25 protein-coding genes are annotated in these 25,208 nt (G+C 68.4%); 14 read left to right on the forward strand and 11 right to left on the reverse strand.

Annotated features, from left to right (window positions below):
* Positions 1-29: 29 nt before the first annotated feature.
* Positions 30-332 (forward strand): hypothetical protein, encoded by a 303-nt coding sequence (locus Q9R39_RS10565; RefSeq protein WP_231742446.1) that lies wholly within the window; start codon positions 30-32, stop codon positions 330-332.
* A 26-nt stretch (positions 333-358) separates the two neighbouring features.
* On the opposite strand, the gene Q9R39_RS10570 is transcribed toward Q9R39_RS10565, so the two are convergent.
* From Q9R39_RS10570 to Q9R39_RS10595, 6 genes are all read right to left on the reverse strand, one after another.
* Entirely contained in the window at positions 359-1,855 is a 1,497-nt protein-coding gene (locus Q9R39_RS10570) for an NAD(P)/FAD-dependent oxidoreductase (protein ID WP_058252288.1), read from the reverse strand.
* A complete protein-coding gene (locus Q9R39_RS10575) occupies positions 1,852-2,985 on the reverse strand; it encodes a glycosyltransferase family 2 protein (RefSeq protein WP_058252287.1) in 1,134 nt (377 codons plus the stop codon). Before Q9R39_RS10575 ends, Q9R39_RS10570 begins: the two co-directional genes overlap by 4 nt.
* The gene (locus Q9R39_RS10580) at positions 2,972-3,853 is read right to left on the reverse strand and encodes a carotenoid biosynthesis protein (RefSeq protein ID WP_058252286.1); all 882 of its coding nucleotides are present in this window, start codon (positions 3,851-3,853) and stop codon (positions 2,972-2,974) included. Before Q9R39_RS10580 ends, Q9R39_RS10575 begins: the two co-directional genes overlap by 14 nt.
* A complete protein-coding gene (locus Q9R39_RS10585; protein WP_078113307.1) occupies positions 3,850-4,566 on the reverse strand; it encodes a monooxygenase in 717 nt (238 codons plus the stop codon). The genes Q9R39_RS10580 and Q9R39_RS10585 overlap by 4 nt, the downstream gene beginning before the upstream one ends.
* On the reverse strand, positions 4,563-5,705 hold the full coding sequence (locus Q9R39_RS10590) for a polyprenyl synthetase family protein (protein WP_058252285.1): 1,143 nt from the start codon (positions 5,703-5,705) through the stop codon (positions 4,563-4,565). The genes Q9R39_RS10585 and Q9R39_RS10590 overlap by 4 nt, the downstream gene beginning before the upstream one ends.
* 217 nt (positions 5,706-5,922) lie before the next feature.
* Entirely contained in the window at positions 5,923-7,941 is a 2,019-nt protein-coding gene (locus tag Q9R39_RS10595) for a glycosyltransferase family 39 protein (RefSeq protein ID WP_058252284.1), read from the reverse strand.
* 115 nt (positions 7,942-8,056) lie between these two features.
* Here Q9R39_RS10595 and Q9R39_RS10600 point away from each other — a divergent pair, with 115 nt between their 5' ends.
* Both Q9R39_RS10600 and Q9R39_RS10605 read left to right on the forward strand, forming a co-directional pair.
* A complete protein-coding gene (locus tag Q9R39_RS10600) occupies positions 8,057-8,350 on the forward strand; it encodes a hypothetical protein (RefSeq protein WP_171011687.1) in 294 nt (97 codons plus the stop codon).
* Positions 8,351-8,409: 59 nt separating this feature from the next.
* On the forward strand, positions 8,410-9,690 hold the full coding sequence (locus Q9R39_RS10605) for an alpha-hydroxy-acid oxidizing protein (RefSeq protein ID WP_058252283.1): 1,281 nt from the start codon (positions 8,410-8,412) through the stop codon (positions 9,688-9,690).
* Between the two features lie 81 nt (positions 9,691-9,771).
* Here the strand turns inward: Q9R39_RS10605 and Q9R39_RS10610 are convergent, their stop codons facing one another.
* The gene (locus Q9R39_RS10610) at positions 9,772-10,725 is read right to left on the reverse strand and encodes an oxygenase MpaB family protein (protein WP_058252282.1); all 954 of its coding nucleotides are present in this window, start codon (positions 10,723-10,725) and stop codon (positions 9,772-9,774) included.
* A gap of 86 nt (positions 10,726-10,811) precedes the next feature.
* Between Q9R39_RS10610 and Q9R39_RS10615 the strand changes: the two genes are divergently transcribed.
* The 5 genes from Q9R39_RS10615 (at position 10,812) to Q9R39_RS10635 (ending at position 15,374) form a co-directional block, all read left to right on the forward strand.
* A complete protein-coding gene (locus tag Q9R39_RS10615; RefSeq protein WP_058252281.1) occupies positions 10,812-11,513 on the forward strand; it encodes a TetR/AcrR family transcriptional regulator in 702 nt (233 codons plus the stop codon).
* Positions 11,514-11,541: 28 nt separating this feature from the next.
* Positions 11,542-12,189, forward strand: coding sequence for a TetR/AcrR family transcriptional regulator (locus Q9R39_RS10620; RefSeq protein WP_171011686.1), 648 nt, complete (start codon positions 11,542-11,544; stop codon positions 12,187-12,189).
* A 133-nt stretch (positions 12,190-12,322) separates the two neighbouring features.
* On the forward strand, positions 12,323-13,555 hold the full coding sequence (locus tag Q9R39_RS10625) for an acyl-CoA dehydrogenase family protein (RefSeq protein WP_058252279.1): 1,233 nt from the start codon (positions 12,323-12,325) through the stop codon (positions 13,553-13,555).
* Positions 13,552-14,568 (forward strand): phosphotransferase family protein, encoded by a 1,017-nt coding sequence (locus Q9R39_RS10630; RefSeq protein WP_058252278.1) that lies wholly within the window; start codon positions 13,552-13,554, stop codon positions 14,566-14,568. The genes Q9R39_RS10625 and Q9R39_RS10630 overlap by 4 nt, the downstream gene beginning before the upstream one ends.
* A gap of 59 nt (positions 14,569-14,627) precedes the next feature.
* Positions 14,628-15,374 (forward strand): SDR family oxidoreductase, encoded by a 747-nt coding sequence (locus tag Q9R39_RS10635; RefSeq protein ID WP_058252277.1) that lies wholly within the window; start codon positions 14,628-14,630, stop codon positions 15,372-15,374.
* Positions 15,375-15,425: 51 nt separating this feature from the next.
* On the opposite strand, the gene Q9R39_RS10640 is transcribed toward Q9R39_RS10635, so the two are convergent.
* Positions 15,426-16,136, reverse strand: a complete 711-nt coding sequence (locus tag Q9R39_RS10640; RefSeq protein ID WP_058252276.1) for a histidine phosphatase family protein — start codon at positions 16,134-16,136, stop codon at positions 15,426-15,428.
* Between the two features lie 83 nt (positions 16,137-16,219).
* Here Q9R39_RS10640 and Q9R39_RS10645 point away from each other — a divergent pair, with 83 nt between their 5' ends.
* Entirely contained in the window at positions 16,220-16,636 is a 417-nt protein-coding gene (locus Q9R39_RS10645) for a VOC family protein (RefSeq protein ID WP_058252275.1), read from the forward strand.
* A 25-nt stretch (positions 16,637-16,661) separates the two neighbouring features.
* On the opposite strand, the gene Q9R39_RS10650 is transcribed toward Q9R39_RS10645, so the two are convergent.
* Complete coding sequence (locus Q9R39_RS10650; protein ID WP_058252274.1) at positions 16,662-17,738, reverse strand: sigma-70 family RNA polymerase sigma factor; 1,077 nt, start codon at positions 17,736-17,738, stop codon at positions 16,662-16,664.
* A gap of 678 nt (positions 17,739-18,416) precedes the next feature.
* Between Q9R39_RS10650 and Q9R39_RS10655 the strand changes: the two genes are divergently transcribed.
* A complete protein-coding gene (locus Q9R39_RS10655; protein WP_058252323.1) occupies positions 18,417-19,580 on the forward strand; it encodes an ROK family protein in 1,164 nt (387 codons plus the stop codon).
* A 36-nt stretch (positions 19,581-19,616) separates the two neighbouring features.
* On the opposite strand, the gene Q9R39_RS10660 is transcribed toward Q9R39_RS10655, so the two are convergent.
* The gene (locus Q9R39_RS10660; RefSeq protein ID WP_058252273.1) at positions 19,617-20,462 is read right to left on the reverse strand and encodes an ABC transporter permease; all 846 of its coding nucleotides are present in this window, start codon (positions 20,460-20,462) and stop codon (positions 19,617-19,619) included.
* On the reverse strand, positions 20,462-21,496 hold the full coding sequence (locus Q9R39_RS10665) for an ATP-binding cassette domain-containing protein (protein ID WP_058252272.1): 1,035 nt from the start codon (positions 21,494-21,496) through the stop codon (positions 20,462-20,464). Before Q9R39_RS10665 ends, Q9R39_RS10660 begins: the two co-directional genes overlap by 1 nt.
* Positions 21,497-21,777: 281 nt before the next feature.
* Here Q9R39_RS10665 and Q9R39_RS10670 point away from each other — a divergent pair, with 281 nt between their 5' ends.
* Genes Q9R39_RS10670 through Q9R39_RS10685 form a run of 4 tightly spaced genes read left to right on the forward strand, consistent with a single transcriptional unit; the run spans position 21,778 to position 24,828 of the window.
* Positions 21,778-22,179, forward strand: coding sequence for a molybdopterin-binding protein (locus Q9R39_RS10670; protein ID WP_058252271.1), 402 nt, complete (start codon positions 21,778-21,780; stop codon positions 22,177-22,179).
* On the forward strand, positions 22,176-22,931 hold the full coding sequence (gene modA / locus Q9R39_RS10675) for a molybdate ABC transporter substrate-binding protein (RefSeq protein WP_058252270.1): 756 nt from the start codon (positions 22,176-22,178) through the stop codon (positions 22,929-22,931). The genes Q9R39_RS10670 and modA overlap by 4 nt, the downstream gene beginning before the upstream one ends.
* Positions 22,928-23,743 (forward strand): ABC transporter permease, encoded by an 816-nt coding sequence (locus Q9R39_RS10680; protein WP_082652945.1) that lies wholly within the window; start codon positions 22,928-22,930, stop codon positions 23,741-23,743. The genes modA and Q9R39_RS10680 overlap by 4 nt, the downstream gene beginning before the upstream one ends.
* Positions 23,740-24,828: an ATP-binding cassette domain-containing protein gene (locus tag Q9R39_RS10685; protein ID WP_311277460.1), complete on the forward strand. Its 1,089-nt coding sequence runs from the start codon at positions 23,740-23,742 to the stop codon at positions 24,826-24,828. Before Q9R39_RS10680 ends, Q9R39_RS10685 begins: the two co-directional genes overlap by 4 nt.
* The last annotated feature ends 380 nt before the right edge of the window (positions 24,829-25,208 follow it).

The raw sequence follows: 25,208 nt of genomic DNA on the forward strand, positions 1-25,208 counted from the left end.
TGATCGCATCGTGGCGATGGTTGAGGCAGGTGCTCGATCACCGTACGGGCGAGCGCTACCTGCTCGAGGGATTTCCCGGGGCGGACTGGGCACGCAACGTCCGTGCGGCCGAGGGACGTGCCCAGCTGTCGGTGGGAGGGGAGATGAGCGATGTCCGCCTCGTCGAACTCTCGGCCGATCAGGCCGTTCCGGTGCTACGCGCCTGGCCGGAGCTGGCGGGCACCGACGGCCCGAAGATGATGAAGGACGCGGGAGTCGTCGACGACGTGACCCCGGAAGCCTTTGCTGCCGCGGCGGGCCGATGCGCCGTGTTCCGTATCGATCCGCGCTAAAGGCTCCGATGAGCAAGGCCCATCGGTCAGTGACTCACGGCCGGACCGATCAGCTCCGCCACGATCTTCGCCGACATGACCACGAGCGGCAGACCGCCGCCGGGATGCGACGATCCGCCGACGAGGTAGAGGCCCGGCACCGGGGAGGTGTTCGACGGCCGGAGGAACGCCGAGCGGGGTCCATTCGACGACGACCCGTAGATGGAGCCGCCCGGTGTCCTGGTCCGACGTTCGAGGTCGGCGGGCGAGACGATCAGACGGTGGCGCACGTGGCCGGTCACGTCGAGTCCACGATCGGCCATCACCTCGAGAATCTGGTCGGCGTAAGAGTCCGCCAAGCCCTTGGCGTCCCAGTCGACGCCGTGCTCGGGGTCGTGGCGGGGTGCGTTCACCAGCACGAACCACGCGCCGGTTCTCGGGGCGGGCACGATCTCGGGATCGGCGGGAGCCGAGATGTACACGGTCGGTCGAGCGACCGGACGCGGTGAGCCGCGGAATCCGAAGACCGCGTCGAACTCCTCGTCGTAGTCCTCGGCGAACAGCACCTGGTGGTGCGGCGCAGCGGGCGGATGGTCGAGGGCGAGGAGGAGGACGAACCCGGACAGCGACGGCGTCGTCCGTCGCAGCAGCGCCGCGGGCCGACGCGCGGCGCGACGCGGTACGAGACGGTCGTAGACCTGCTGGGCGTCGGCGTTCGCGACGACCAGATCGGCTGGGCGCCGGCTTCCGTCGGACAGCACCACGCCATCGGCCCGACCGGTGTGGTCCACGGAGATCCGGTCGACCTCGACACCGAGCTCGACCCGCCCGCCGAGTTCGATGAGACGGTCGTGCATCGCGGTGGCGATGCGGCCCAATCCGCCTCGTACATACCATGATCCGAATGCCTGCTCGGACCACGGCACGGACGCGAGCGCCGCCGGCGCGCGGCGCGGGTCGGAACCGGTGTAGGTCGCGTAGCGGTCCAGCAGCATCCGCAGGCGCGGGTCGTCGAGGTAATCCTCGCCGAGTCCACGCAGCGTTCTCCATGGCGCGACAGTCCGCACATCCGTCGGCGTGGCGATCCCGCCGATCATCGTGCGGATGCTCATCGGCGATTCCAGGAAGGGTTCGTGCGTGACGTCCCAGACACGTTGTGCGCGTTCCAGAAACGATGACCACTGAGCGCCTCGCCCACGCCCCAGTGCGGCGTCGAGGGCAGCGGGGATGTCGTCGAGCGTTCCGGGCATGTCCAGTTCGGTGCCGTCCGGGAAGCGGTAGCGCGCGGCGACGGGGAGCCGTTCGAGGGTCAGGTGGTCGTGGATCGACGCGCCCGTGGCGTCGAAGAGTTCTTCGAAGACGTGCGGCATCGTGACGAGCGACGGCCCGGTGTCGAAGATGAACCCGTCGTGCTCGATGACCCCGAGTTTGCCGCCGACATCGTCGAATTGCTCGAGAACGGTGACATCGTGACCGGTCGCGGCGAGGCGCATCGCGACGGAGAGTCCGCCGACGCCCGCGCCGATCACCACGACCCGCGTCATCGACGGACCTCGATGGGGCGTCCCTTCCAGTGCAGGTCGCCGCGCTGTCGGGCCAGCGTCGAATCGACTGCGAGACCGGTGAAGACGAGGATGGAGAGCGGATGGGCGAAGGCGTCCGGCCATCCGCGTCCGCCGGTGCAGCGTGCGGACACCACCCGTGAGGCCACCCCGGCCAGGTATCCGACGAGACCCGTCCGGGAGCCGAACAGTGCTGCTGCCGCGGGGAGTACGTACATCAGGCACAGCAGACCGGTGACGCCCAGCGTCCCGCCCGGAGACCCGAAGGCCGACCACAGCGACTTGCGGTAACCCGCGCGGACCTCGTCCCAGCCGCGGTACATACGGCAGGTGGCGACGTCGCTTCCCTCGGCCACGACGCCGCGACCGCCGGCCGCCTTGACGGCGCGCAACAGGGCGATGTCCTCGAGGACCACGTCGTGCACCGCCTCGTGACCGCCGGCACGACGGTACATCGCGGCATCGACGACCAGGAACTGACCGTTTGCGGCGGTGAGAGATTCGCGCGGTGAGCGCTCGGCGAGACCGAGGGGCAGGGTGCTCAGCCAGGACCACTGCAGCAGCGGTTGCACCAGTCGCTCGCCCGCGCCGACCGCGACCTGCCGGGGGTACGGGCTCACCAGATCGAGTCCGGCGTTGCGGAGCAAGGCGAACGATGAGGTGAACGCGTGGGGCTCGACCACGACGTCGGCGTCGAGGAAGACGTGGACCCCGCCGGGGAACGCCTTCTCCGCGAGTTGGGCGCAGGCCCAGGTCTTTCCGAGCCACCCGGGAGGAGGCGCCGAGCCGGGGTGGACACGAACCCGGTCGTCCATCGAGGCCAGGCGGGCGAGCACGGCGTCGGTTCCATCCGCCGAGCCGTCGTCGAGCACGTGGATCCGGGCCGGTCCTGGCCAGCGATCCGCCGCCTCGAGGACGGCCAGTAGGCAGCGTTCGGCGTTGTGCGCCTCGTCGCGCATCGGGATGAGAACCGACAGTGGTTCCGGCGCCGGGATGTCGGCGAGACCGGGCCGACGGACCCGGCGGGCGTTGTCGAGGGTCAGGGCCAGCGACGCCAGCGACATAGCGGTTCCCGTCGCGACCAGCGGCCGCAGCAGGTCAGACACCCGCACGGCGACCCCTGATCTCGACGACGAGCAGCGGGATGGCGATGACACCCATGAGGAGACCCCCTGTGAGGGCGACGGACGGACGGCCGAAGAACACCGCGTGCGCCATCACCGAGGAGAAGTAGGTCCACAGGTACGCGGTGACGGGCACGGCGTCCATCCCGGAAGACCCGGTCGCGTCGGGATCGTCGCGGCGGATGAGGAGGTCGAGCATGCCGACGATGAGAAACGAGACCAGCAGCCAGCCCGCGAAATTCGTCAGCGGGATGTCGGCGACCCCGGGCAGCGACGGCGTCGGGTACCGCCACACCCAGTTGCCCTGGTCGACCATCTGCGGATCGAGGAACACATCCCACGCCGTGAGTGCATAAGCACCCACGACGGCGGTGGCGGGCCCAACCCACCGTCCGGCGATGCCCATCGCACGGACGAGTCGTCGGGTCACGACCAGCGCGGGCCACGACATCATGATCCAGGCCAGCGGGACCAGGACCGGGACGCCGAGGACCTTCAGTCCCAGCCCGTCGGTGTACTCGTATGTGCCGAACGGGAACCCGGTGCTCACACCGACGGATTCGGCGATCAGCCCGCCACCACCGGCCACCACCGCGAGGGCGACCGCGGCGGCGGCGCCGCGGGTTGCGGCAACGTGGACGAGCGAGGCCGACGCCAGGAGCAGCACGCTCGCGACGGTCAGCGGCAGGGTGCCGCCACCGGTCAGCGGAAACGCGATCTGGACGCCGATCGTCGCCGCCAGCAGGATCCACGCCAGGGTGACCAGGCCGCGGTTCCAGGGCGCGGTGCCGTCGGTACGCCGCGATCGCGACGATTGGTCCGATCGGTGCGAAGTGGAGCCGTCCAGGAGACTCACGCCGGTCTCCCCTCATATGTGCCGACGACCTCGGTGACGGCGAAACGGGCGAACAATTCCTCGGCATACCAGCGCGACGGTGCGGTCCGCCGAACCGCCGACAGATGTGCGGGGGAGCGGTAGGCGAAGCCGGTGAGGTCCTGCGCCGAATTCCAGATCGAGAACGTGCCCTGCACCCCGAGCGGGAGTTCGCCGACGCCGAGGGCCAATCGATTGCCCTGTGCCCCGGCGAGTTCGGTCGCCACCGGCGGGACGGCACGCCAGAACGATGCCATCTTCGTGGGCCGGAGGCGTGCCCGGGTCAACGCGGCGACCGGGCCCGCCCAATCCGGTCCGGACGCGTCGTGGTCGGTCGACGATCGCACCGTCTCGAACGGGTCGACGCGCGACCAACGGCCCTTCGACCGGAGTGGTCGCATGGTGATCCGGAGTTCCTCCGTGCTGGACTCTCGCCATCGGCGGAACACGACGGAATCGCTTGCGGCCGAAGCAGCGTCGGCGTCGTGCCATACCGTCAACGCGGCCCAGTGTCTCAGGTCGGCGCTCTCGAGGGTGAACGTGCGTGCGGTGCCGGTGCCCAGCAGTTTGGCGAAACGCAGACCGGGAGTACGGCGCAGCACCCGTCGACCCGACGACATCCGGCCGAGCGCCGGTAGCACGCGGTCGACACCCCAGACGCGGAGTTCGACCGTCGGCCCGGCGGGAGCGGTCATGCGCGCCGCCACACGCAACGTTCGATGAGGGCGGTCAGTGCGTGCCGGCTCGCCGGGTCCATCGGAGCGGCGTCGACGATGCCGAGCGCTTCCGCGTGCAGGTCGGCGATACGCTGTTCCACTCGTTCGACGGCGCCGGTGGAGTACAGGACCTCACGCATCCGCGCGGCACCGTCGGCGTCGAGGTCCGGATTGCCAAGACCGTCGGCGAGCACGCGGCGCTCCATCCGTCCCGCCGATTCCTCGGCCGCCGCGATGAGCATCGTGCGCTTGCCTTCCCGTAGGTCGTCGATGGCGGGTTTGCCGGTGACCTTCTCGTCGCCGAAGACGCCCAGGATGTCGTCGCGGAGCTGGAAGGCCTCGCCGGCGGTGATGCCGATCCGATCGTATGCCTCGAGAAGCGCCGACGGGGCACCCGCGAGCGTGCCGCCCAGACGCAGCGGCTGACCGATCGTGTACCGCGCACTCTTGTAGCGCAGGACCCGTGCCGTGCGATCGGCGTCGGTGGTGTCCTCGGTCTGACTCAGCATGTCCAGGTACTGGCCCGCGTAGGCCTCGTCGCGCATCACCGACCAGGTGTCGCGGACCGCGCGTCGGATGTCCGCGGACACGTCGTCCACCGCGGCAGCGGCGAGGTCGTCGGACCAGGACAGGCACATGTCGCCGACGAGGATCGCGACGGCGGTGCCATGGCGCTCGGCGTCCCCACGGCGTCGGCCGCACAGATGATCGTCGGCGAAGTGCCGATGCACGGTGGGCAGGCCGCGCCGGACGTCGCTGTCGTCCATCACGTCGTCGTGCACGAGGGCGGCGAGATGGAACAGTTCGATGGCGGCCGCCATCTCGACGATGCCCGCGACGCTCCGACCACCGGCGGCGCCTCGGGCGCCCCAGAGGCAGAACGACGCGCGCAGGCGTTTACCTCCGCCGATCCGCGCCGAGAGGACATCGATCGCCGGCGTCAATTCCCCGCCGACCTGCTGCAAGGTGGTGGCGTGGCGACGAAAGTGCGCCGCCAGCACCTCTTCGACGAGTTCGAGATCCGTCGTCGAGGCGGTGATCGGGTGCAGATCGGGAGCCGGGGATGCCGACTGTGCAGGCGGCGCCGACGAGTCGGTCATCTCGGCGGTCGGTGTCATGACGGAGCCCTTCGAAAGTCCGGGGGAGCGGTCGGTTACCCCGTCTTCGGAGCCGCGATTGCGAGCGGATGGGTGACGGCGACATGTGGGCGTCGGCCACGCCGCGGCGTCGCGCCTGGGGTTTGCCGCACAGGAAACGCCGAACCACCGTCGATCGGTTGCCCATGTGTCCTGCCCGCCCCCGAAGGTCGGGAACGGGCAGGACCGTGTCGAGACGTCAGAAGAGCTGGTAGACCGTCGTTCCTCCGATGGTTGTGGCCGTGTAGTTGGCGGCGACCCACTCGGCGATCTCCGAGTTGCCGCCCGGACCGCCGCCGTCGTTGCCGAGGTAATAGGCGATCTTGCCGTCCTTGACGTAGGCGATGAACTGCTCGAGCGTGGGGGCCGGGTCCCCGCTCCATCCACCGATCGCCATGACGGAGGTGCCAGTGGCGATCTCGATCTCGGCGGCGGATTGCGACCCGTTGGTCGCGGCCGCCCACGTTGTCGTGGTTGCCCTCAGCGCGGCAACGAGTTCGGCGTTCGACGCGGTGTCGCCACCCGGGCCGCCCGTCATTCCGCTGCCGCCCTGCATGGCGGAGGGCGGGTTTCCCTGTTGGCCCGGGCGGGCGCCGGCCGGCTGGGCACCGGGCTGTCCGCCGTCCGCCCGACCCCCGGGGCCACTGCCCATGCCACCGCCGGGGCCGCCCATTCCGCCGCCATCGATCGAGGTCGACACCGCGGTCGGGATCGAGCCGTTGTGGGGGGTCGCCGCGGTTGCGATCGAGAACGCTGCCGTCCCGCCGAATCCGGCGAGCGAACCCGCGATGAGTGCCGCGGCAACCGCACGTCGCCACCCGCGTGCAGCACCGATGAGGAGGGCCACCACCGAGATCGAGGCGACCACGCCGATCAGCCAACGACACCAGGTCGGGCCGAAGTCGTTGCGGTTCAACAGGACAATCGACCACGCCGCGGCTGCACCGACCATCGCCGCCAGGGCGATCCTGGCCGCCCAGCGGTTGCGTCGACGCCAAGCGAGCACGCCGCCGAGTCCGATGACTGCGCCGATCGCCGGCGCCAGTGCCACCGTGTAGTACGGGTGGATCGTCCCGCTCATGAAGGAGAAGATCATGCCGGTGACCAGCAGCCAGCCGCCCCACGAGAGCACGGCTGCGGATTCCGTGCGTGCCAGACGGTGTTCGAAGCGGAAGACCGGGAAGCTGCACACCACCAGGTAGCCGGCGAAGAACAGCGCGATGAGTGCGGTCGGAAGCAACCAGGAGATCTCGTTGCCCATCTCGGAACCGAAGAGTCGGTCCAGCCCGGTGGACCCGCCGAAGGACCCGCCGGCCTGACCGCCGCCTCCTCCGCCGCCGCCGGAGGCACCACTGATGCGGCCGACGCCGTTGTAGCCGAGGACGAGGTCCATGAACGTGTTGTCCGTCGAACCACCGATATAAGGACGTGCCGATTCCGGCACGAGCATCGTGACCATCGGGAACCACAACGCGGAGACGAGCAATGCGGCGGTCGCACCGATGAGGTGGGCGATTCGTTTGCGCCACCCGGTCTTCGCGAACAGCAGGTAGGCGAGCCCGAAGAACGGCAGGATCAGCAGGCCCTGCAGCATCTTGGTGAGAAAGGCGAATCCCAGGGCGACGCCGACCAGGGCGAGCCACCGACCCGAGTTGGTGGCGACAGCCCGGGTCAGCGCGTACGCCGCGGCGACCATCAGCAACACCAGCAGTGCGTCCGGGTTGTTGAAACGGAACATCAACGCGGCCGCCGGGGTGAAGGCCAGCACGGCGCCGGCGATCAGGCCGGCCGCGGCACCCAGTTGGGGGTCGCGGATCGTCCGACGCATCGTCGCGTACAGGAGCCCGACCGCGGCCACGCCCATCAGCGCCTGGGGCGCCAGAACGGCCCACGAGTTCATCCCGAAGATGCGGACGCTGAGTCCGCTCACCCACAGTGAGGCCGGCGGCTTGTCGACGGTGATGAAGTTCGATGCGTCGAGTGCACCGAAGAACCAGGCCTTCCAACTCTGTGATCCGGCCTGCGCCGCAGCGGCGTAGAAGGTGTTGGCGTACCCGCTTGCGGACAGGTTCCACAGGTAGAGCACCGCGGTGACGGCCAGGAGTCCGACGAGGCCGAGCCGTCCCCACCATGGCCGGGCGGCGACGCGTCGTCGGTGCGCCGGGGCGGCGGGATCGGACGGCGACGGCGCCGGTGGTTTGTCCAGTACTGCGGTCATGGGTCCTCCTCAGATGATTCCTGTCCAGAGTCGACGCCTCCGCCACCGTCAGCCTGGAGATCGGCTGGCAGGTGGCTGTGAACGGTTTCGGGAACCCAGACGTAGCCTGAGTCGCATGGCTGTGGATGCAACGGTGCCCGTGGTGGCAGTCGGTCTCGTCGGTGGTTTCGCGGTCGCGCGCTACAGCGGGCGACGCGAACTCGGTGGTGTGGTGCTCGGCGCAGCCGGCGCCTGGTGCACTCGCCGGTGGGCGTCGACGAAGGGCCCCGCGGTCGCGGGCGGTCTGCTGGCCGGTTACCTGGCGGCGTTCGGCGGCTCGCACCCGCTGGCGAAGAAGATCGGCGCGTGGCCGTCGGTCGCGGCCGTGACCGTCGCCGCGGCGGGCGCCACTGCCGTCGCCACACGCTGAGCGGCGCGCCCCGGCAATACCGGCCGGACGCCCCGATGGCGGCACTACCATCACCACCCATGACCGCGGGATATGGGCGTGCACGGCAGAACGACATCTACACCGCCGGGGTGCACCGGCGAAAGCCGCGTGTACCAACGGATTTCGCCGAGCTCGAGCGACGTGCGAGACGTGCGATGTCGGCGCGTGCGTGGGCGTACATCGGCGGTGGTGCCGGTGAGGGACGCACCATGGCCGCCAACCGCGCGGCACTCGACCGCTGGGCGATCGTGCCGCGCATCCTGCGGGATGTCTCGCAGCGCAACCTCGAGGTCGAATTGTTCGGTCGCCGCATCACGGCGCCGGTGCTGTTCGCGCCGGTCGGCGCCGGTTCGCTCGCCGCGCCCGACGCCGACGCCCTCATCGGGCGTGCGGCCGCGGAACTCGGTGTCCCCTACATCTTGTCGAATCAGGCGAGCGTCTCGATGGAGGACGTCGCGGCCGCGATGGACGACACGAGCGCCGGGGCGCCGCGCTGGTTCCAGCTGTACTGGTCCACCGACGACGACCTCGTCGACAGCCTCCTGGAGCGCGCGGCGGCCATCCGCGCCGAGGCCGTCGTCGTCACCCTGGACACGACGATGCTCGGGTGGCGGCCGCAGGACCTGAACCTGGGTTCGCTGCCGTTCGCGCAGGGTGAGGGCATCGCCCAGTACACGTCCGACCGCAGGTTCGTCGACATCGTCGCCGAACGGCTACGTGGCGCTGCTGACGAACGTCCGGAGATCTCCCTCGGCGCGATCGCCACCCTCTTCTCCATCACCCGCAACGCCCCGGGCCGGTTCCTGCAGAACCTGCGGTCGCCGCAACCGCGTGCCGCGGTGCAGACCTTCCTCGACATCTACTCGCGACCGTCGCTGAACTGGGACGATCTTGCCGGCCTGCGCGCCCGCACCGCTCTTCCGATCGTGCTGAAGGGCGTGCTGCACCCCGACGATGCGCGTCGTGCCGTGGACGCCGGGGTGGACGGCATCATCGTCTCCAACCACGGCGGTCGGCAGGTCGACGGCGCGATCAGCACGATCGACGCCCTCGACGCCATCGCGCCGGTCGTCGACGGTCGCATCAAGGTCCTCGTCGACTCCGGGATCTACACCGGTTCCGACGTGTTCAAGGCGCTCGCCCTCGGGGCCGACGCCGCCTGCATCGGACGACCGCACATGTACGGCCTGGCGCTCGCGGGAGCCGACGGTGCCCGCGACGCGGTCGCCGACATCATCGCCGAACTCGACCTCACCCTCGGACTGTCCGGGCACACCGACGTCGCCGACCTCGACCGCGAGGCGCTGCGCCGGATGTAGGCCGTCTGGCGTCTGTTCGAGAGAGAGACCCACTGCTCCCTGAGCAGCGCCCGAAGCTTGCGGAGGGTGCGTCGCGAAGGGTCAGACCAGCGGCCGCCCGGTGCGCATGCGCCACCGGACGTCGGCGAGCAGGACGTTGAACGGAAAGCCGCGCACCCACCGCGGGGCCCGCGTGATGATCGCGCGCAGGACCGCGTTGTGCTTGTCGAAGTACAGCTCCTGCCACGGCGAGAGCTGGACGCGCATCTTGCGGCGGAAGTTCTCCGGCAGGAAGCCGATGGCCATGATCTCGAAATGCCAGCCGAAGAGCCGCGAGATCACCGGGCCGAGGAACTCGGCGCGCGCGATCGACATCAGGTACTCGCGGATGGTGTCGTCGATCTCGAGCGTCTCGACCGTGTCGTTCCAGTAGGTCTCGAAGTCCTCGCGGGTGGCGGGCCACATCTCGCGGGGGACCTGCAGCGTCGTGCCCAGAACGGCGCCGGCCTGATAGCGCTCGTCGGTCACCTCGGTGACCCCGCCGAAGATGCGATGGACGTCCTCGGTGCCTCGGTACAGACACGCGGCGACCCACAACTGCAGCTTCGGATCAAAGGCGTTGTACTTCACCGGGCTGTTGGCGGTCGAACGGACCTGCGCATGGGCCTTGCCGATGGCCTTGCGGTAGGCCTTCCGGTCTTTGGCGCTACCGAGTCCGGCGACGGCGAGGTAGCTCAACGTGGTGCGGCCGCGCTTCATCGGATGCTTGAACAGGTTTCCCGAGTCGACGCGGCTCTCGTACACGCCGTAACCGACCGCGGGGAGGCTGAGCTGCATGATCACGTTCGCCGCGCCCGCGATCACACCGATGCCGAGCGGGTCGAGGTCGCTGGTGGGGAGTGCATCGAGCTCTGCGCGGGACATACGGGCGGAGGAGGGGAGGAACTCGGTGTCGGGGCGCTCCGCGGTGAGAAACTCCTGCACTTCGGCGGTCACATCCGTCACCGGTTGTGCTGACAGTGCCGAACTTCCACTGGTGATAGGCTCCGTTGCCATCGAACACCCCTCCTGCTCGAATTCTGGAAACGTCTGTTTCCCGTTTTATGACACACCTAACTTACCGGGGTGTCAAGATAGGAATCATGGGACGAGCACCATCGACCCCGGACAGCCGTTCCGGTGCGGACTCCGACGCGGCCGGCACGCTTCGGGCCTATGGCGGCGAGGGCGGCGACACCCGGGTCGCGCGGCGTCGATCCGCCCTCATCGATGCAGGACTGGATCTGCTCGGCGCCGATGACGTGGGCGCGGTGACCGTGCGCGGCGTGTGCCGGCAGGCCGGACTCACCGCCCGGTACTTCTACGAGAGCTTCGAATCCGTCGATCAGCTGGTCGGCGTCATGTACGACGAGGTCATCGAAGAGATCGCGCAAGCCAGTCTGGCAGCCTTCTCCGAGGGGGCCAGCATGCGTGCGAAGGTCGCCGGTGCGGTGTCGGCGATCGTCGACGTCATCGACGCGGACCGCCGCAAAGGCAGGCTGCTGTTCTCGCAGGCGCTTCTGAGTCCGGTCATCGCGGCCAAGCGCATGGAGTCGACGACGTTGTTCGCCGGCCTCACCCTGCAGAGCACGTCGGCCATTCTCGACGTCCACGTCGGGCCGGCGGCAGCGGTCGGCGTTGCGCACTACCAGGTCGGCGGACTCAGCCGGTTGCTCGCGGCGTGGCTCGAGGGTGAGGTCGAACTCGGCAAGGCCGACGTGGTGGATCTGAGCATCGCGCTGCTCGTCTCACCCGCCGAGATGCTCGAGAAGAGTCTCTCGCGTCGCACCGGCGATGCGGAGTAGGTCCGCATGTCGGGATATGTTTGATGGCATGAGTGGCGGAACCGGCGAAGCAGACATCCGTCCGGCGACGCGGCCACTGGGCGGCTGGCGGGATTACGGCGAGCCCGAACTGCCGGTCCCGTTGGCGGCGGCGCTGGCGGCGTTCGCCGAACAGGGCTACCACGGGACCTCGGTCCGGGAGATCGCCGCGCGGGCCAATTTGTCGGTGCCAGGGCTCTATCACCACTACCCGTCGAAGCAGTCGTTGCTGCAGGGGCTCCTCGAACGCACGATGACCGACCTCCTGGCACGCTCGGAGGCCGCGATCGTCGAGGCAGGTCCCGAGCCGATTCGGCAGTTCGACGCCGTCGTCGAGTCGCTTCTGCGGTTCCACATGTATCGCCGCGAGCAGGCGTTCGTCGGTTCCACCGAGATCCGCAGCCTCGACGACAACTACCGGCCCACCTACATCGGACACCGGGACCGCCAGCAGCGGATGGTCGACGTGATCGTCTTCGCGGGCGTCGAAACGGGTGAGTTCACCACCGAGTACCCGAAAGATGCGGCGCGTGCCGTGGCCACCATGTGCGTCGGGGTGTCCACCTGGTTCAAGCTCGACGGTCTGCTGGGTCCGGACGAACTCATCGCGCGCAATCTCCAGATGGCCCGCGCGCTGGTCGGGTATCGCACACCCTGACGGCCGTCGCGCAGGGCGCCGTCTGCTGGGCCGCTTGACCCGGCGGGTATCGCCTGGCAAGGTATGCAACGCCGAGCGATCGATCGGTCGGTGTTCGGGGATCCCCACCCTGCTCATGCGTTAAGGAGTCACCATGCCCATAGACCTGCGGCACGACGACGACGTGCTCGACGTCGTCGCGAAGACCGAGGCCTTCGTCCGCGATTACGTCCTGCCCATCGAGGACGAGGCGGCCGGTGACATCACGGCGGCCGGTGGTGACGACATCCGTCGCGAGATGAACGCCAAGGCCAAGGAGGCAGGGGTCTTCGGCCCGCATGCCCCGGTCGAGTACGGCGGACTCGGTCTCAACATGTGCGACCGCGCGCCGGTGTTCGAGGCGGCCGGGTATTCCACGTTCGGTCCGATCGCGCTGCACATCGGCGCGCCAGACGAGGGCAATGTGCACATGCTCGCGCACATCGCGAGCGAGGATCAGCGGCAGAAGTACCTCGCCCCGCTGGCCGCCGGAGATGTCCGTTCGGCGTTCGCGATGACCGAACCGGCTCCGGGCGCCGGTTCGGATCCCAACGCGCTGCGCACGGAGGCCGTCCGTGTGGACGGCGGCTGGAAGATCAACGGCGACAAGCACTTCATCACCGGCGCCGACGGTGCGGGCTTCTTCATCATCATGGCGCGGACCTCGGGTGCGCCCGGTGACCGCGGCGGGGCCACCATGTTCCTCGCGCCCGCCGATGCGCCCGGGTTGACTGTCGGGCGCCACATCAACACGATCGACAAGGCGATGATCGGCGGTCACTGCGAGGTGACCTTCACCGACCTCTTCGTTCCCGACGAGGACATCCTCGGCGAGGTGAACGAGGGTTATCGCTACGCCCAGGTCCGGCTCGGGCCGGCTCGGATGACCCACGTGATGCGCTGGCTCGGCTCGGCGAAGCGCTGCCAGGACGTCGCCGTCGACTATGTCTCACGCCGTGAGGGATTCGGTGGCCGCCTCGGAGATCTGGGCATGATCCAACAACTCGTCGCCGACAACGAGATCGACCTCGCCGCGACTCGCGCGTTGCTGCTGAAGGCCTGCCACGAGCTCGATCTGGGCAACCACGCGTCGGACGAGACATCGATCGCGAAGACCTTTGCTGCCGAGGCGTATTCGCGGATCGCCGATCGCAGCATCCAGATGTGTGGCGGGCTCGGTGTGTCCGCCGACCTCCCGCTGGCCCGCCTGTCGCAGGAACTCCGGCCGTTCCGCATCTACGACGGCCCGTCCGAGGTCCACCGGTGGGCGATCGCCCGTCGCGCCGTCGGGCGTGCGAAGAAGGCCCAGCAGGCGCTCGAGGCGAAGGCATCGGCGGGTGCCCGATGACCGCCACGGACGCAGCACTCGACCAGGATCGCCTGCGCCGGTTGCTGATCGACAACGGAGTCGAGCCCGCAGGTGAGCTGACCATCGACCTCATCAGCGGCGGCAAGTCCAATCTCACCTACACGGTCACCGACGGCGTGACCACGTGGGTGGCGCGCCGACCGCCGACCGGCGGACTGACGCCGTCGGCTCACGACATGGGCCGTGAATGGGCGGTCACCAGTGCGCTGCAGTCGACGTCGGTCCCGGTTGCGCGGACCGTCGCTTTCGACGCCGACGGCTCGGTCATTGGTGCGCCGTGCACCGTGGTGGAGTTCGTGGACGGCCGCGTCGTCCGGACCGCGGAAGACCTCGACGCCTACTCAGACGACGAGGTCGCCCGCAATCTCGACGCCTTGGTGCAGACGTTGGCCGACCTGCACGCGGTGGACTATCGCGAGGTCGGGCTTGGCGAGTTCGGTCGGCCCGCGGGTTTCGCCGCCCGCCAGGTGAAACTGTGGGCGCGGCAGTGGGGGCACGTGAAGACGCGTGAACTCCCCGACGTCGAGCGTCTCGTCGACGCGCTCGCCGCGCGAGTTCCGAAGCAGGCGCGAGAGTCGGTGGTGCACGGTGACTTCCGGGTCGACAACACGATCATCGACGCCGACGACCCGGCCCGGATCGCGGCGGTCGTCGACTGGGAGATGTCGACCCTCGGAGATCCGCTCACCGATGTCGCGCTGATGTGCGTCTACCGCACCGGCGCCTTCGACCAGGTTCTCGGCTTCTCCGCGGCCTGGACCAGTGACCGTTATGCGTCGGTCGACGAGATCGCTCAGAAGTATTCGACCGCAACGGGTGTCGACCTGGGTGACTGGGACTTCTACCTGGGGTTGGCGAACCTGAAGCTCGGCGTGATCGCCGAGGGGATCACCTACCGCGCACTCTCGGGGGCGTCGTCGGGCGACGGCGCCGAAAAGGCTGCCGAGGCGACGGCGGCGTTCATCGCCGACGGCCTAGGCCACATCAGCTGATCGAGCAACGGCGTCAACAGAACACAGTCGCGCGGTGCGCGCACCGAAGGGGGTAGGCAATGAGTGAATCGGACAACAATCGTTCTGCGCTGGTGACCGGGGCGTCGAGGGGGATCGGTGCGGCCATCGCCGACCGGTTCGCCGCCGACGGCTGGGACCTGACCATCAGTGCCCGTGGTCGAGAAGCGTTGGAGAAGAAGGCGGCCGAGCTTCTCGAGCGTGGCGCCGGGCGGGTGGAGGTCGTCCCCGCCGACATGACCGACGCCGACGCCATCAGCGCGCTCGGTACGGCTCATGCGGAGGCATTCGGGCGGTTCGACGCGCTGATCGTCAACGCCGGGATGGGCTCGAAGGGGGCGATCGCCGACCTCCCGGTGAAGCGATTCGACCGGCTGTATGAAGTGAATGTCCGCGCTCCCTACATCCTCCTTCAGTCCGCGCTGCCCGCCCTGCGCGCCACCGCAGAGGCCCATGGGGCCGCGAAAGTCATTGCCGTGGCGTCGATCACCGGCGTCTATCCGGAGCCGGAGCTGTCCGCCTACGGTGCCACCAAGGCGGCGCTCATCTCGTTGTGCGAGACGTTCAATCTCGAGGAGTCACGCAGCGGGGTCAGCGCGACGACGATCGCACCGGGCTACGTCAACACCGACATGACCGACTGGCTCAAAGACCGCATTCCTGCCGACGAGATGATCACGGCCGACGACATCGCGGTGATCGCCCACTCGATCACCCAGCTGTCGCGGTACGCGGTGCTTCCGAACGTTGTCATCACCCGACCCGGCGAGAACCTGCACCGGGCGTAGGTTTTGAGCCGCACTGCTCCCTGAGGTGTGAGCGGAGCGAGCCTCGAAGGGTCACCGGAAGGTCGCGATCCCGCCGTCGCGGTCCGACAGGTGACCGTGCTCGTTGAACGACACCACCGAGACGCCGCTGCGTCCGACGATCAGTTTGCTGATCGACGCGTTGACCATCGTGCGGGCCATCGCCGGCCAGGTCTCGTCGGGGATGCCCCACAACTGGGCGATCCACTGGGTGATGGTGCCGGCCGAGGACACCACGAGCACCGTCTGACCCGACCCGGCGAGCTCGGTGGCGCGGGCGGCCGCGTCGGAGACGCGCGCCTTGAACTGGGGGTAGCTCTCGGCGGGGCCGCCGTCGAGGCCAGGAGCTGCGTCGTGCTCGCCGGCCGCTATCCAGGCCGCGAGCCCCTTGTCGAGCTGTTCCTGGTAGCTGCGGCCGTCGCGATACATCTCCGGCGTGGCCTCGCCGACCAGTGCGGGCAGTGAGTACTCGTTCCACCCCGGGTCGACGTGCGGCTGAGGTCGACCGGTGTCGAAAGCCCCCAGCACGCCGCTCAGCGTCTGCTGCTGGCGCGGGAGGTCGCCACTGGCGGCTGCGGTGAAGGTGCCGATCTGCCCGGCGAGGAATCCACCGGACAGCGCGGCCTGTGTGGCCCCGGCCGTGGTGAGACCGCCGGGTCCGTTGCTCAGATCGTCGGTGGCGTCGGCGATGCCATACGCCAATGCGTTCGCCTGACCATGACGAACCAGATAGATCACACCCATTCCTGCACCCTATGTCGGCTTCGATGAGTTCGAGGCGTCGGGCCGGTCAGTATCAGCGACCCCGAGATGTCTGGAGTGCGCCCGTGACGCCGATGCTGTTCGTCAACCTGCCCGTCGTAGACGTCGCGCGGTCTCGTCGGTTCTTCGGATCGCTCGGCTTCCACTTCGACGAGATCTTCTGCGATGCCGGGAGCGCGTGCATGATGATCAACGACTCGGCGATGGTCGTGCTCATGCAGCGACGACGATTCGCCGGCTACGCGGCCACCGCAGTCGCCGACCCACTGCAGGGCCGCGAGTCGTTGCTGGCCATTTCCGCTGACAGCCGCGCACACGCCGACCGGCTCGCCGAAGCGGCACTCGGTTGCGGCGGCCGGGAACTCCGCGCAGCCGAGGACCTGGGCTTCATGTACTGCCGCAGTTTCTGTGACCCGGACGGTCATGCCTGGGAGATCGTGTGGATGGACCCCTCGCAGATCCCGAAGACCGCTGACGACTGATCGGCGCCGCGCGAACCGGACGGTCTCAGTGCCAGGGGCTCGGCGACGTGCGTGCCGGTGCGTCGTACGGGGTCGCCGGCAGACCGAAGCGTGCGAAATCGCTCTCCATGTCGTCGCTGAAGAAGGCGACGACATGGCTGACCTTGGCTGTCTGCGGGTCGATCTCGAGCACCTGGAGCTGGAACGGTCGGTGGACGCCGTCCGGTTCGCGCATGTACAGCCCGTAGGCCGGCTGCCCGTTGGCTGTCGTGGGCAGCATGATCTGATCGCCCGCCTTCTCGGCCGGACAGTTGCAACGGATGAGGGTTCCGATGCTCTCTGCGCCCTGGTACCAGCCGGTGAAGGGCGGCATCTCCCAGATCGCCTTGTCGGTGAAGAGCTCCACCATCGCGTCGACGTCGTAGCGTTCGAAGGCCGACACGTAGCGGGCCAGCAGCTCGCGCTTGGCGGCGTCGTCGAGTGTCGTCGCGGCGTCGACTCCGACCGAATCCTGCTGCGGGTGTGCGGTCTTGACCTGCTCGCGGGCCCGCTGCAGCAAACTGTTCACGGTGGCGGTGGTGACACCGATGGTGTCGGCGACCTCGGCGGCGCGCCACTGCAGCACGTCGCGGAGGACGAGGACTGCGCGCTGCCGTTCGGGTAGATGCTGCAGTGCCGCGATGAACGCCAGCCGTACCGACTCGCGGGCGCCGACCACGTACGCGGGGTCCGCGTCGTCGCCGGGCGCGATCTCGTCGGCCGTGCCGGCATACGGCTCGAGCCAGGGCACCTCGTGGTTCTGCAGCAGGTCGTCGGTCGGGTCGAAGGCGTCGCCACCGAGGCCGGAGGGGAGGGGGCGTCGTTGTGAACTCTGCAGAGCGGTCAGACACGTGTTGGTAGCGATCTTGTGCAACCACGTGCGCACGGACGCCCGATGGTCGAACTTCCCGTAGCCCTTCCATGCGCGGAGGAAGGTCTCCTGGGCTAGATCCTCGGCGTCGTGGTGGGACCCCGTCATCCGGTAGCAGTGCGCGATGATCTCGCGGCGGAACGGCTCGCTGACCTCGAGAAACTCGGTGTCGGTCGCGACGCTGGACTCAGCCGCGGGGCTGGTTGTGGTCATGCTCACAATTTACCGGGGTGCACCGACAGGCTCGACCCGAGTGGCCAAGCCGACCACGGTCCGCTTCTCCATCGGTTCGCAGGTCGAGTGACCGGACGCCGGACGAGTTCGGATCAGGCTGAGTGCAACCCCTGTCCGCGTCGCGCCACGGGCCTATTCTCGCCGGTGGACGCGTGTGCGACCGGTCGTCGGTGCCCGTGACCAGGGGTGGGACGGGCTTGCCGGTACGGGGCCGCGTTGCTAGCTTGATCCGCATGACAAGTGCCGACCACAGGCTCACGGAGGTCACCTACGTGACCACCGCGCTGGGCTGTCGTCTGCCGCTTGCACGCGTTCTCTGTTGTAGTCGTCGAATGCGCTGACCGACCCCCGCCGAGTCAATCTCCTCCCCGGGGCGTCGCTTCTCGAGTCTCTTCTCAGAGCACCAGCTTCCGGCTTCCGCCCCGCGATGCGCGGGGTCTTTCGACGAGGACGATCATGACCGCCACACTGCCCGAACTCTCCACCCGTACTTTGCGCAACGCCCCCGCCTCTCCTGTCCGGCGTCAGCCGGTCACCCGCGCGGTGCGTCGTGCTCCTCAGGGCACGCGCCAGCCCGTACCGTTGACTTCCGTACCGCCGACTCGGACCCCGGGTCCGGTCGCCGACCGACGCGGACCAGTGAAGGGGGACCAGCGGGTGCACGTCGCAACGCCGCGCCTGGAGTTGTCGACCAAACCCGCGGCGCTCGTCCTCCGGGCCGCCCGGTTGTCCGGCCCGCTGTTCCGCGACGATGCGGCCGAGCGCACCGGGCTCAGCATCTCCACGGTCAATCGCCAGGTCAGTGCGCTGTTGAAGGCGGGATTGATCCGCGAACGGGCCGACCTTGCGCCCTCGGGCGCCATCGGGCGGCCGCGGTTGCCCTTCGAGGTCAACATCTCCGAGTTCCTCACCCTCGGTATCCACATCGGATACAAGGTCACCGCGATCACCACCCATGACCTGCTGCATCGCGTCGTCGGGGCCATCCAGATCCCTACCCCGCATGCCGATTCACCGGAAGAAGCACTCACCGCCATCGGTGTCAGCGCACGGCGTTTCGCCGAGCGCTGGACGGGCCGGCGGGTGCTGTGGGTCGGTGTCGCGCTCGGTGGGCGCGTGGCCGACGGCGGGATCGTCGACCATCCCCGGCTCGGCTGGGAGGGCGCACAGGTCGGCCGGACGATCGCCGAGGCCGTCGGACTGCCGGTGTCGGTTGCGTCCCACGTCGAGGCCATGGCAGCCGCCGAACTCGTGCTCAACCCCGACGACCAGCAGTCGAGCTTCCTGTACTTCTACGCGCGCGAGATGCTCGGCATCGCGTTCAGCGTCGGCGGGACCGTGCACACGCCGACCGCGGGACCGCCGGTGATCGGTCACTTCCCGACCGGATCGACCACGTTGCTCGACCCGAACCGGACGGGGCGCCTGGAGCCCGCGGTGAGCGACACCGGTGTCGTGGAAGCTGCACGCGCACTCGGCCTCTCGGTAGCCGATGTGGAAGATGTCCACGCCCTGGCCCGCAGCGGTGACCTCACGGCACGTCGTCTGCTCGAAGAGCGGGCGGAGGTGCTCGGACGTACGGTCGGGCTGATCGCCGACATCTTCAATCCCGATCACATCATCCTCGGCGGACAGGCGTTCACCGATTACGCGGCCGGCCTGCCGACGGTCGCGAAGGCCGTGCGCAAGACCTCGATCGTGAGCAAACGGGATGTGCGCGTGTCACATTCGGGAGCGACCGTGCAGCAGCAGGCCGCCGGCGCGGTGTCTCTCGACGCGATATACAGCGACCCGCTGCAAGCAATCACGTTGACTGCCTGAGCGGGTCGCGTCGACGAACCTCGGTCGGGTGGTGGTCTAATCCGAGGTTCGCTTGTTGTAGGCGCGCAGCGCGAACGGCGCGAAGATGAGCGTCAGCGCGACCGTCCAGATCAGGGTGGCGAGGACCGGATATTGCAGCGGGAGAGCCGCATCCGGACCGAATGCCGGGCCGTTACCCCACAGCACACGCAATGCCTGGACCAGTGACGACATCGGGTTCCATTCGGCGATCGTCCGGAGCCAGGTGGGCATCGGCTCGGTCGGGACGAACGCGTTCGACAGGAACGTGATCGGGAACAGGACCGAGAACATGAAGCCGTTGACGGCCTCGACCGTCCGCAGCCACGAACCGATGAGGATGCCGAACCAGATCATCGCGAAGCCGAAGAGCAGGAGCAGCGCGAATGCGAGGACCGCCTCACCGAACGAGCCCCGGATCCGCCAGCCGATGGCCAGGCCGGTCACGGCCATGACGACGATGCCGATCGAACTGTGGAGCAGGCTGGCGATACTGCGTCCGATCAACACCGACGACCGTTGGATGGGCAGTGACCGGAACCGGTCGATGATGCCCTTCTCAAGGTCGGCGGTGATGCCCGTGGACACGATGAACGCGGTGAACACGATCGTCTGACCCATGATGCCCGGGAGCAGGAACTCCTTGTACGACGCCGAGTCGGTCTGGATCGACGCGCCGAACACGTACGCGAACAGCAGCACGAACATGATCGGCTGAATGGTCACGTCGGAGAGCATCTCCGGCATCCGTTTGGTGTGGATCATGTTGCGCTTCACCATGATCCACGCCTGTTGCCAGATCGTGGTGGGGTGGATCCGCGGCTTGTCCGCGACCACAGCGTGGGTCTGTGCCGTGGTGGTCATCAGGAACGCTCCTCGTCGGTGGTGTTGTCGGTGTCGTCGGTGTTGCTCGACTCCTCGGCGCGGTGGCCGGTGAGGGAGAGGAAGACGTCGTCGAGGCTCGGCCGGGAGAGTCCGAAGTCGTCGACGGAGATGCCACTCTCGTCGAACCAGGCGGCGACGCGGGGCAGGTCGCCCAGGCCGGCTGCGGCTGTCGTGAGCCGGCGGGCCGCCACGTCGACGAACACCTCCGCCCCGTTCTTGCGCAACAGCGACTCGGCGGTCGTCAGGTCGTCGGCGTGCGAGACGGTCAGCACCAGGCTGGCCGAACCGGCCTGCTCCTTGAGCTGCAGTGACGTGCCGTGCGCGATGATGGTGCCCTTGTCGATGACGACGATGTCGTCGGCGAGTTGGTCGGCCTCCTCCAGATACTGCGTGGTGAGCAGCAACGTGGTTCCGTCGGCGACCAGATCGCGCAGGACGTCCCAGAGTTCGGAACGGCTGCGCGGGTCGAGGCCGGTGGTCGGCTCGTCGAGGAAGAGCACCGGTGGCGTGGCCAGCAGGCTGACCGCGAGGTCGAGTCGGCGGCGCATTCCGCCGGAATAGGACTTGACCTGTTTGTCACCGGCCTCTGAGAGGGAGAACTGCTCGAGGAGTTCCTCCGATCGACGCGCGAGGGTCTTGCGTCCGATGCCGTACAGACCGCCGATCATGCGGAGGTTCTCGCGGCCGGTCAGGATCTCGTCGACCGTGGCCGCCTGGCCGGTGAGGCCCATGTTCTGGCGGACCATCCCGGGCTGTTCCCGGACGTCGTAGCCGGCGATGCGGGCTGTCCCGCTCGTGGGCGGCGACAGGGTGGTCATCATTCGGACAGTGGTGGTCTTGCCGGCGCCGTTGGGGCCCAGCAGGCCGAGCACGGAACCCCGCGGCACGGTGAAACTGACGCCGTCGACCGCCGTGAAATCGCCGAAGCGTTTTACGAGGTCGATGGCCTCGATGGCGACATCGGCCGTCGCGACTTCTCCCGGCGCGGTGGTGGGAACTGTGACTGAGCTCATGTTTCTCCACGGTATAGAGGGGGTGTGACAGCCGCGACCGAATTACGTGGCGCGCGGGTGACGTCAGGGAACAATTCAGGGCATGTTCGGGGTGTGGCGATCTCGTACTCGAAGTCAGACCGTCTGCCCGCACCGAATTCATCGGTTGCGGGGCTGCGAATCCGACGGTCGGACCGAAACCGAGCGTAAGACTTCAAGTTGAGTTGAAGTCAACCTTTTTGAGATCCGTGCCTGCGGATGCCGGAGACCGATATCTCCGCATATGCGGATAAGATGTCGTCGTGACCGCTATTCGGATCAAAGACGCAGCCACTCTGCTCGGCGTCAGTGACGACACGGTTCGACGGTGGGTGGCCACCGGCGTCTTGGAACAGTCCGATGGCGGACCGGTCGCCACCGTTGATGGCGCACGGCTCGCCGCGCTGGCCCGCGAGCGCGCGGTGGCACCGGACGACTGGGCATCGGTCGGACGCTCGGCGCGTAATCGGTTCACCGGTCTCGTCACCGATGTCCGCACGGACGCGGTGATGGCTCAGGTGACCCTGCAATGCGGTCCGTTCGAGGTGACGTCGTTGATGAGTGCGGACGCAGTTCACGAACTCGATCTACGGCCCGGCGTCGTGGCCACGGCCGTCGTCAAGGCGACGACGGTGATCGTCGAGACCAACAGGGAGGCCAGATGAGGAGGTCCATCGTCGCGGTCGCCGCGGCCGGACTGCTGATCGTGGCAGGGTCCTCGTCCGGTGGCTCAGATGCCGGCGGGTCTGCGGCCTCGACCCTCGACATCTCGGCGGCGGCGTCGCTGAAGACGACGTTCACGGCGATCGCCGATGAGTTCGAGGCACAGCACGACGGCGTCACGGTACGACTCTCGTTCGACGGATCGTCGACGCTGGCCAACCAGATCCAGCAGGGGGCGCCGGCCGATGTGTTCGCGAGCGCCGACGAGAAGAACATGCGCAAGCTGGGTGATCTCGCCGTCGACCCGGCGGTCTTCGCCACCAACACACTCGTGATCGTCACGGCGCCGGGCAATCCCCGCGGGATCCGGTCATTCTCCGATCTGAACAAGCCTGACGTCACGACGGTCATCTGCCAGTCGGCTCAACCGTGCGGCGCCGCGACCGAGACCGTCGAGCGCAACACCGGTGTCACCATCGACGCCGCCTCGGAGGAACAGTCGGTGAGCGCGGTGCTGACCAAGGTGACGACCGGCCAAGCGGATGCGGGCGTGGTGTATGTGACCGACGCGCGCGGAGCCGGCGACAGGGTGGCCACCGTGACCGATCCGGCATTCGCCGCCGTGGTCAACTCCTATCCGATCGCGGCGCTCGCCGGCGCCGGGGATGGCGAACTCGCCACGCAGTTCGTCGACCTCGTCCTGGGCGCGGACGGTCAGCGCTTCCTGCGCGACGCCGGGTTCGGGGCGCCTTGAGCACGGTCCTTCGTTCCCGACGGGACCCGGCGGGGTTGCCCGGTTGGACGTACGGCTTGGCACTGATCGGCGTCGTGTTGATCGTGCTACCTCCGCTGGCGCTGCTCTTCCGTTCGCCGTGGGGCACCTTCGTCGACCAGATCTCGTCGCCCTCGTCGCTCGACGCGCTGCGGTTGTCACTGATCACCGCCGCGTGCAGCACCGCCATCTGCCTGATGGTCGGGGTGCCGATGGCACTGGTGTTCGCGCGATACGACGGTCCGGTGATCCGGGTGCTCCGCGCACTCGTGTTGTTGCCCTTGGTCTTACCGCCCGTGGTCGGTGGTCTTGCCCTGCTGTACACCTTCGGCCGGCTCGGGGTCGTCGGTGAACATCTGCATGCGGCCGGCATCGACATCGCTTTCACGACAACGGCGGTGGTACTGGCGCAGAGTTTCGTCGCACTGCCCTTCCTCGTGATCAGCGTCGAGGGCGCGGTGCGCGTCGTCGGGACGCGATACGAGGAGGTCGCCGCGACCCTGGGTGCGGGGCCGACTCGGACGCTCTGGCGGGTCACGCTCCCGTTGGTCCTGCCGTCTCTGTTCGCGGGTCTCGTGCTCGCGTTCGCGCGGGCGCTGGGCGAGTTCGGTGCGACGATCACGTTCGCCGGCAACGCGCCCGGGGTGACCCAGACCGCGCCACTTGCGATCTATGTGTCGGCCATCGACGACCCACAGGCCGCGATCCCGTTGTCGCTCATCCTGGTTGTCGTATCCCTGATCGTGGTCGTCGGAGTGCACAGCCGCCGTTCGCGCGTCGGGGGTGGTTTGTGACCGGCGCGGATCTGGAGGTGATCATCGACCTCGAGGTGCCCGCGTTGCGGGTCGAGCACCGGTTCGCCGCGGGCGCGACCACCGCGGTCGTCGGGCCCAACGGCGCCGGCAAGTCGACGATGCTGCGCGCGATCGCCGGACTGGTGCGCGGCGACGATCGGTCCCGGATAGTGCTCGGCGACAGGGTGTTCTGTGACGCGACGACCTTCGTGCCGCCCAGCCGGCGCGGAATCGCATTACTGTCACAGGACGCGCGGCTGTTCCCACATCTGACGGTCGCCGACAACGTGGCGTTCGCGCCCTCGGCGCAGCGTCTCTCGAGGTCGGAGATCAGGGCACGAGTGGAACGCTGGCTGACGGCAACGGAGGTCACCGACCTCGCCGACCGTAAACCGCACCAGCTCTCCGGCGGCCAGTCGCAGCGGGTTGCTATCGCCCGAGCGCTGGCGGCGCAGCCCCGAATCCTGCTGCTGGATGAACCGTTTCGGGCCCTGGACGTCGACGTCGCGAGCCGATTGCGGGCGCTGTTGCGCACACTTCTCGCCGATCGGGACCGCACGACGATCATGGTCACCCACGACTCGGTGGACGCTCTCGGGTTGGCCGACGACATCCTGGTCCTCGAGGACGGTCGCGTCGTCGAATCCGGTCCGACGCGTGCGGTTCTGGCACGACCCACCAGTCGTTTCGCGGCGTCGCTGTCCGGGCTCAACCTGTTCGTGGGACGCATGGACGCGGGCGACGCCGTCGTCGACGCCTCCGGCAATCGGGTCGTCGGCGGTGTCGAGGTCGATGGACCCTCACCGGGGGCCGGGGCAGCGGCCACGTTCTCGCCGCGCGCCGTCGCCGTCTATCTCGAAGCGCCGCATGGCAGTCCGCGTACGACGCTGGCCGCGACCGTCCGTGACGTCGCGCCCCGGGGTGACCACGCCGTGGTGACGGCGGAGGTGGGCGCGCAGATCGTCGCAGCGGAGGTCACCTGGCCGGCGGTCGCCGACCTGGGACTCGTCGCGGGCCTCGCCGTCTACCTGGTGGTCAAGGCGAGTGAGGTGCGGATCAGCGCCGTGGGCCCGGGTTCGCTGTGACCGCCAGACCTCAATTCGACCGGCAGACTTCGATCGAGGTCTGTCGGTCGAGTTGAGGTCTGGCGGGTTGGGGCTCGGCCCCTCAACCGGCTATCGCGTGGCCACAGAACATACGGGCAAAGATTACGATCCCCGACGGAAGGCAGATCGCAGCGTTGATGAGGTAGCTGGTCGCGTCCGACGCGGACTGTGAAAGGCGTGCTGAGAACGCCTCTGCCGGCTCTCGACCTTCTGCGTGCCTATGCCGTCGCTCGTAGCGACGACTCATCGGGCGGATGGTCCTTTCATCAGTTAGCTTTCGCTTGATCCGAGGCCGCTACCGATCGTCATGCCGCGCGGACGGTTCCGCCGCGGTTGACGACCGCCTATTCGGCCGCCTG

It is taken from the genome of Gordonia sp. AC31, from assembly GCF_031844505.1.
GTDB classification, from domain to species: Bacteria; Actinomycetota; Actinomycetes; order Mycobacteriales; family Mycobacteriaceae; genus Gordonia; species Gordonia hongkongensis.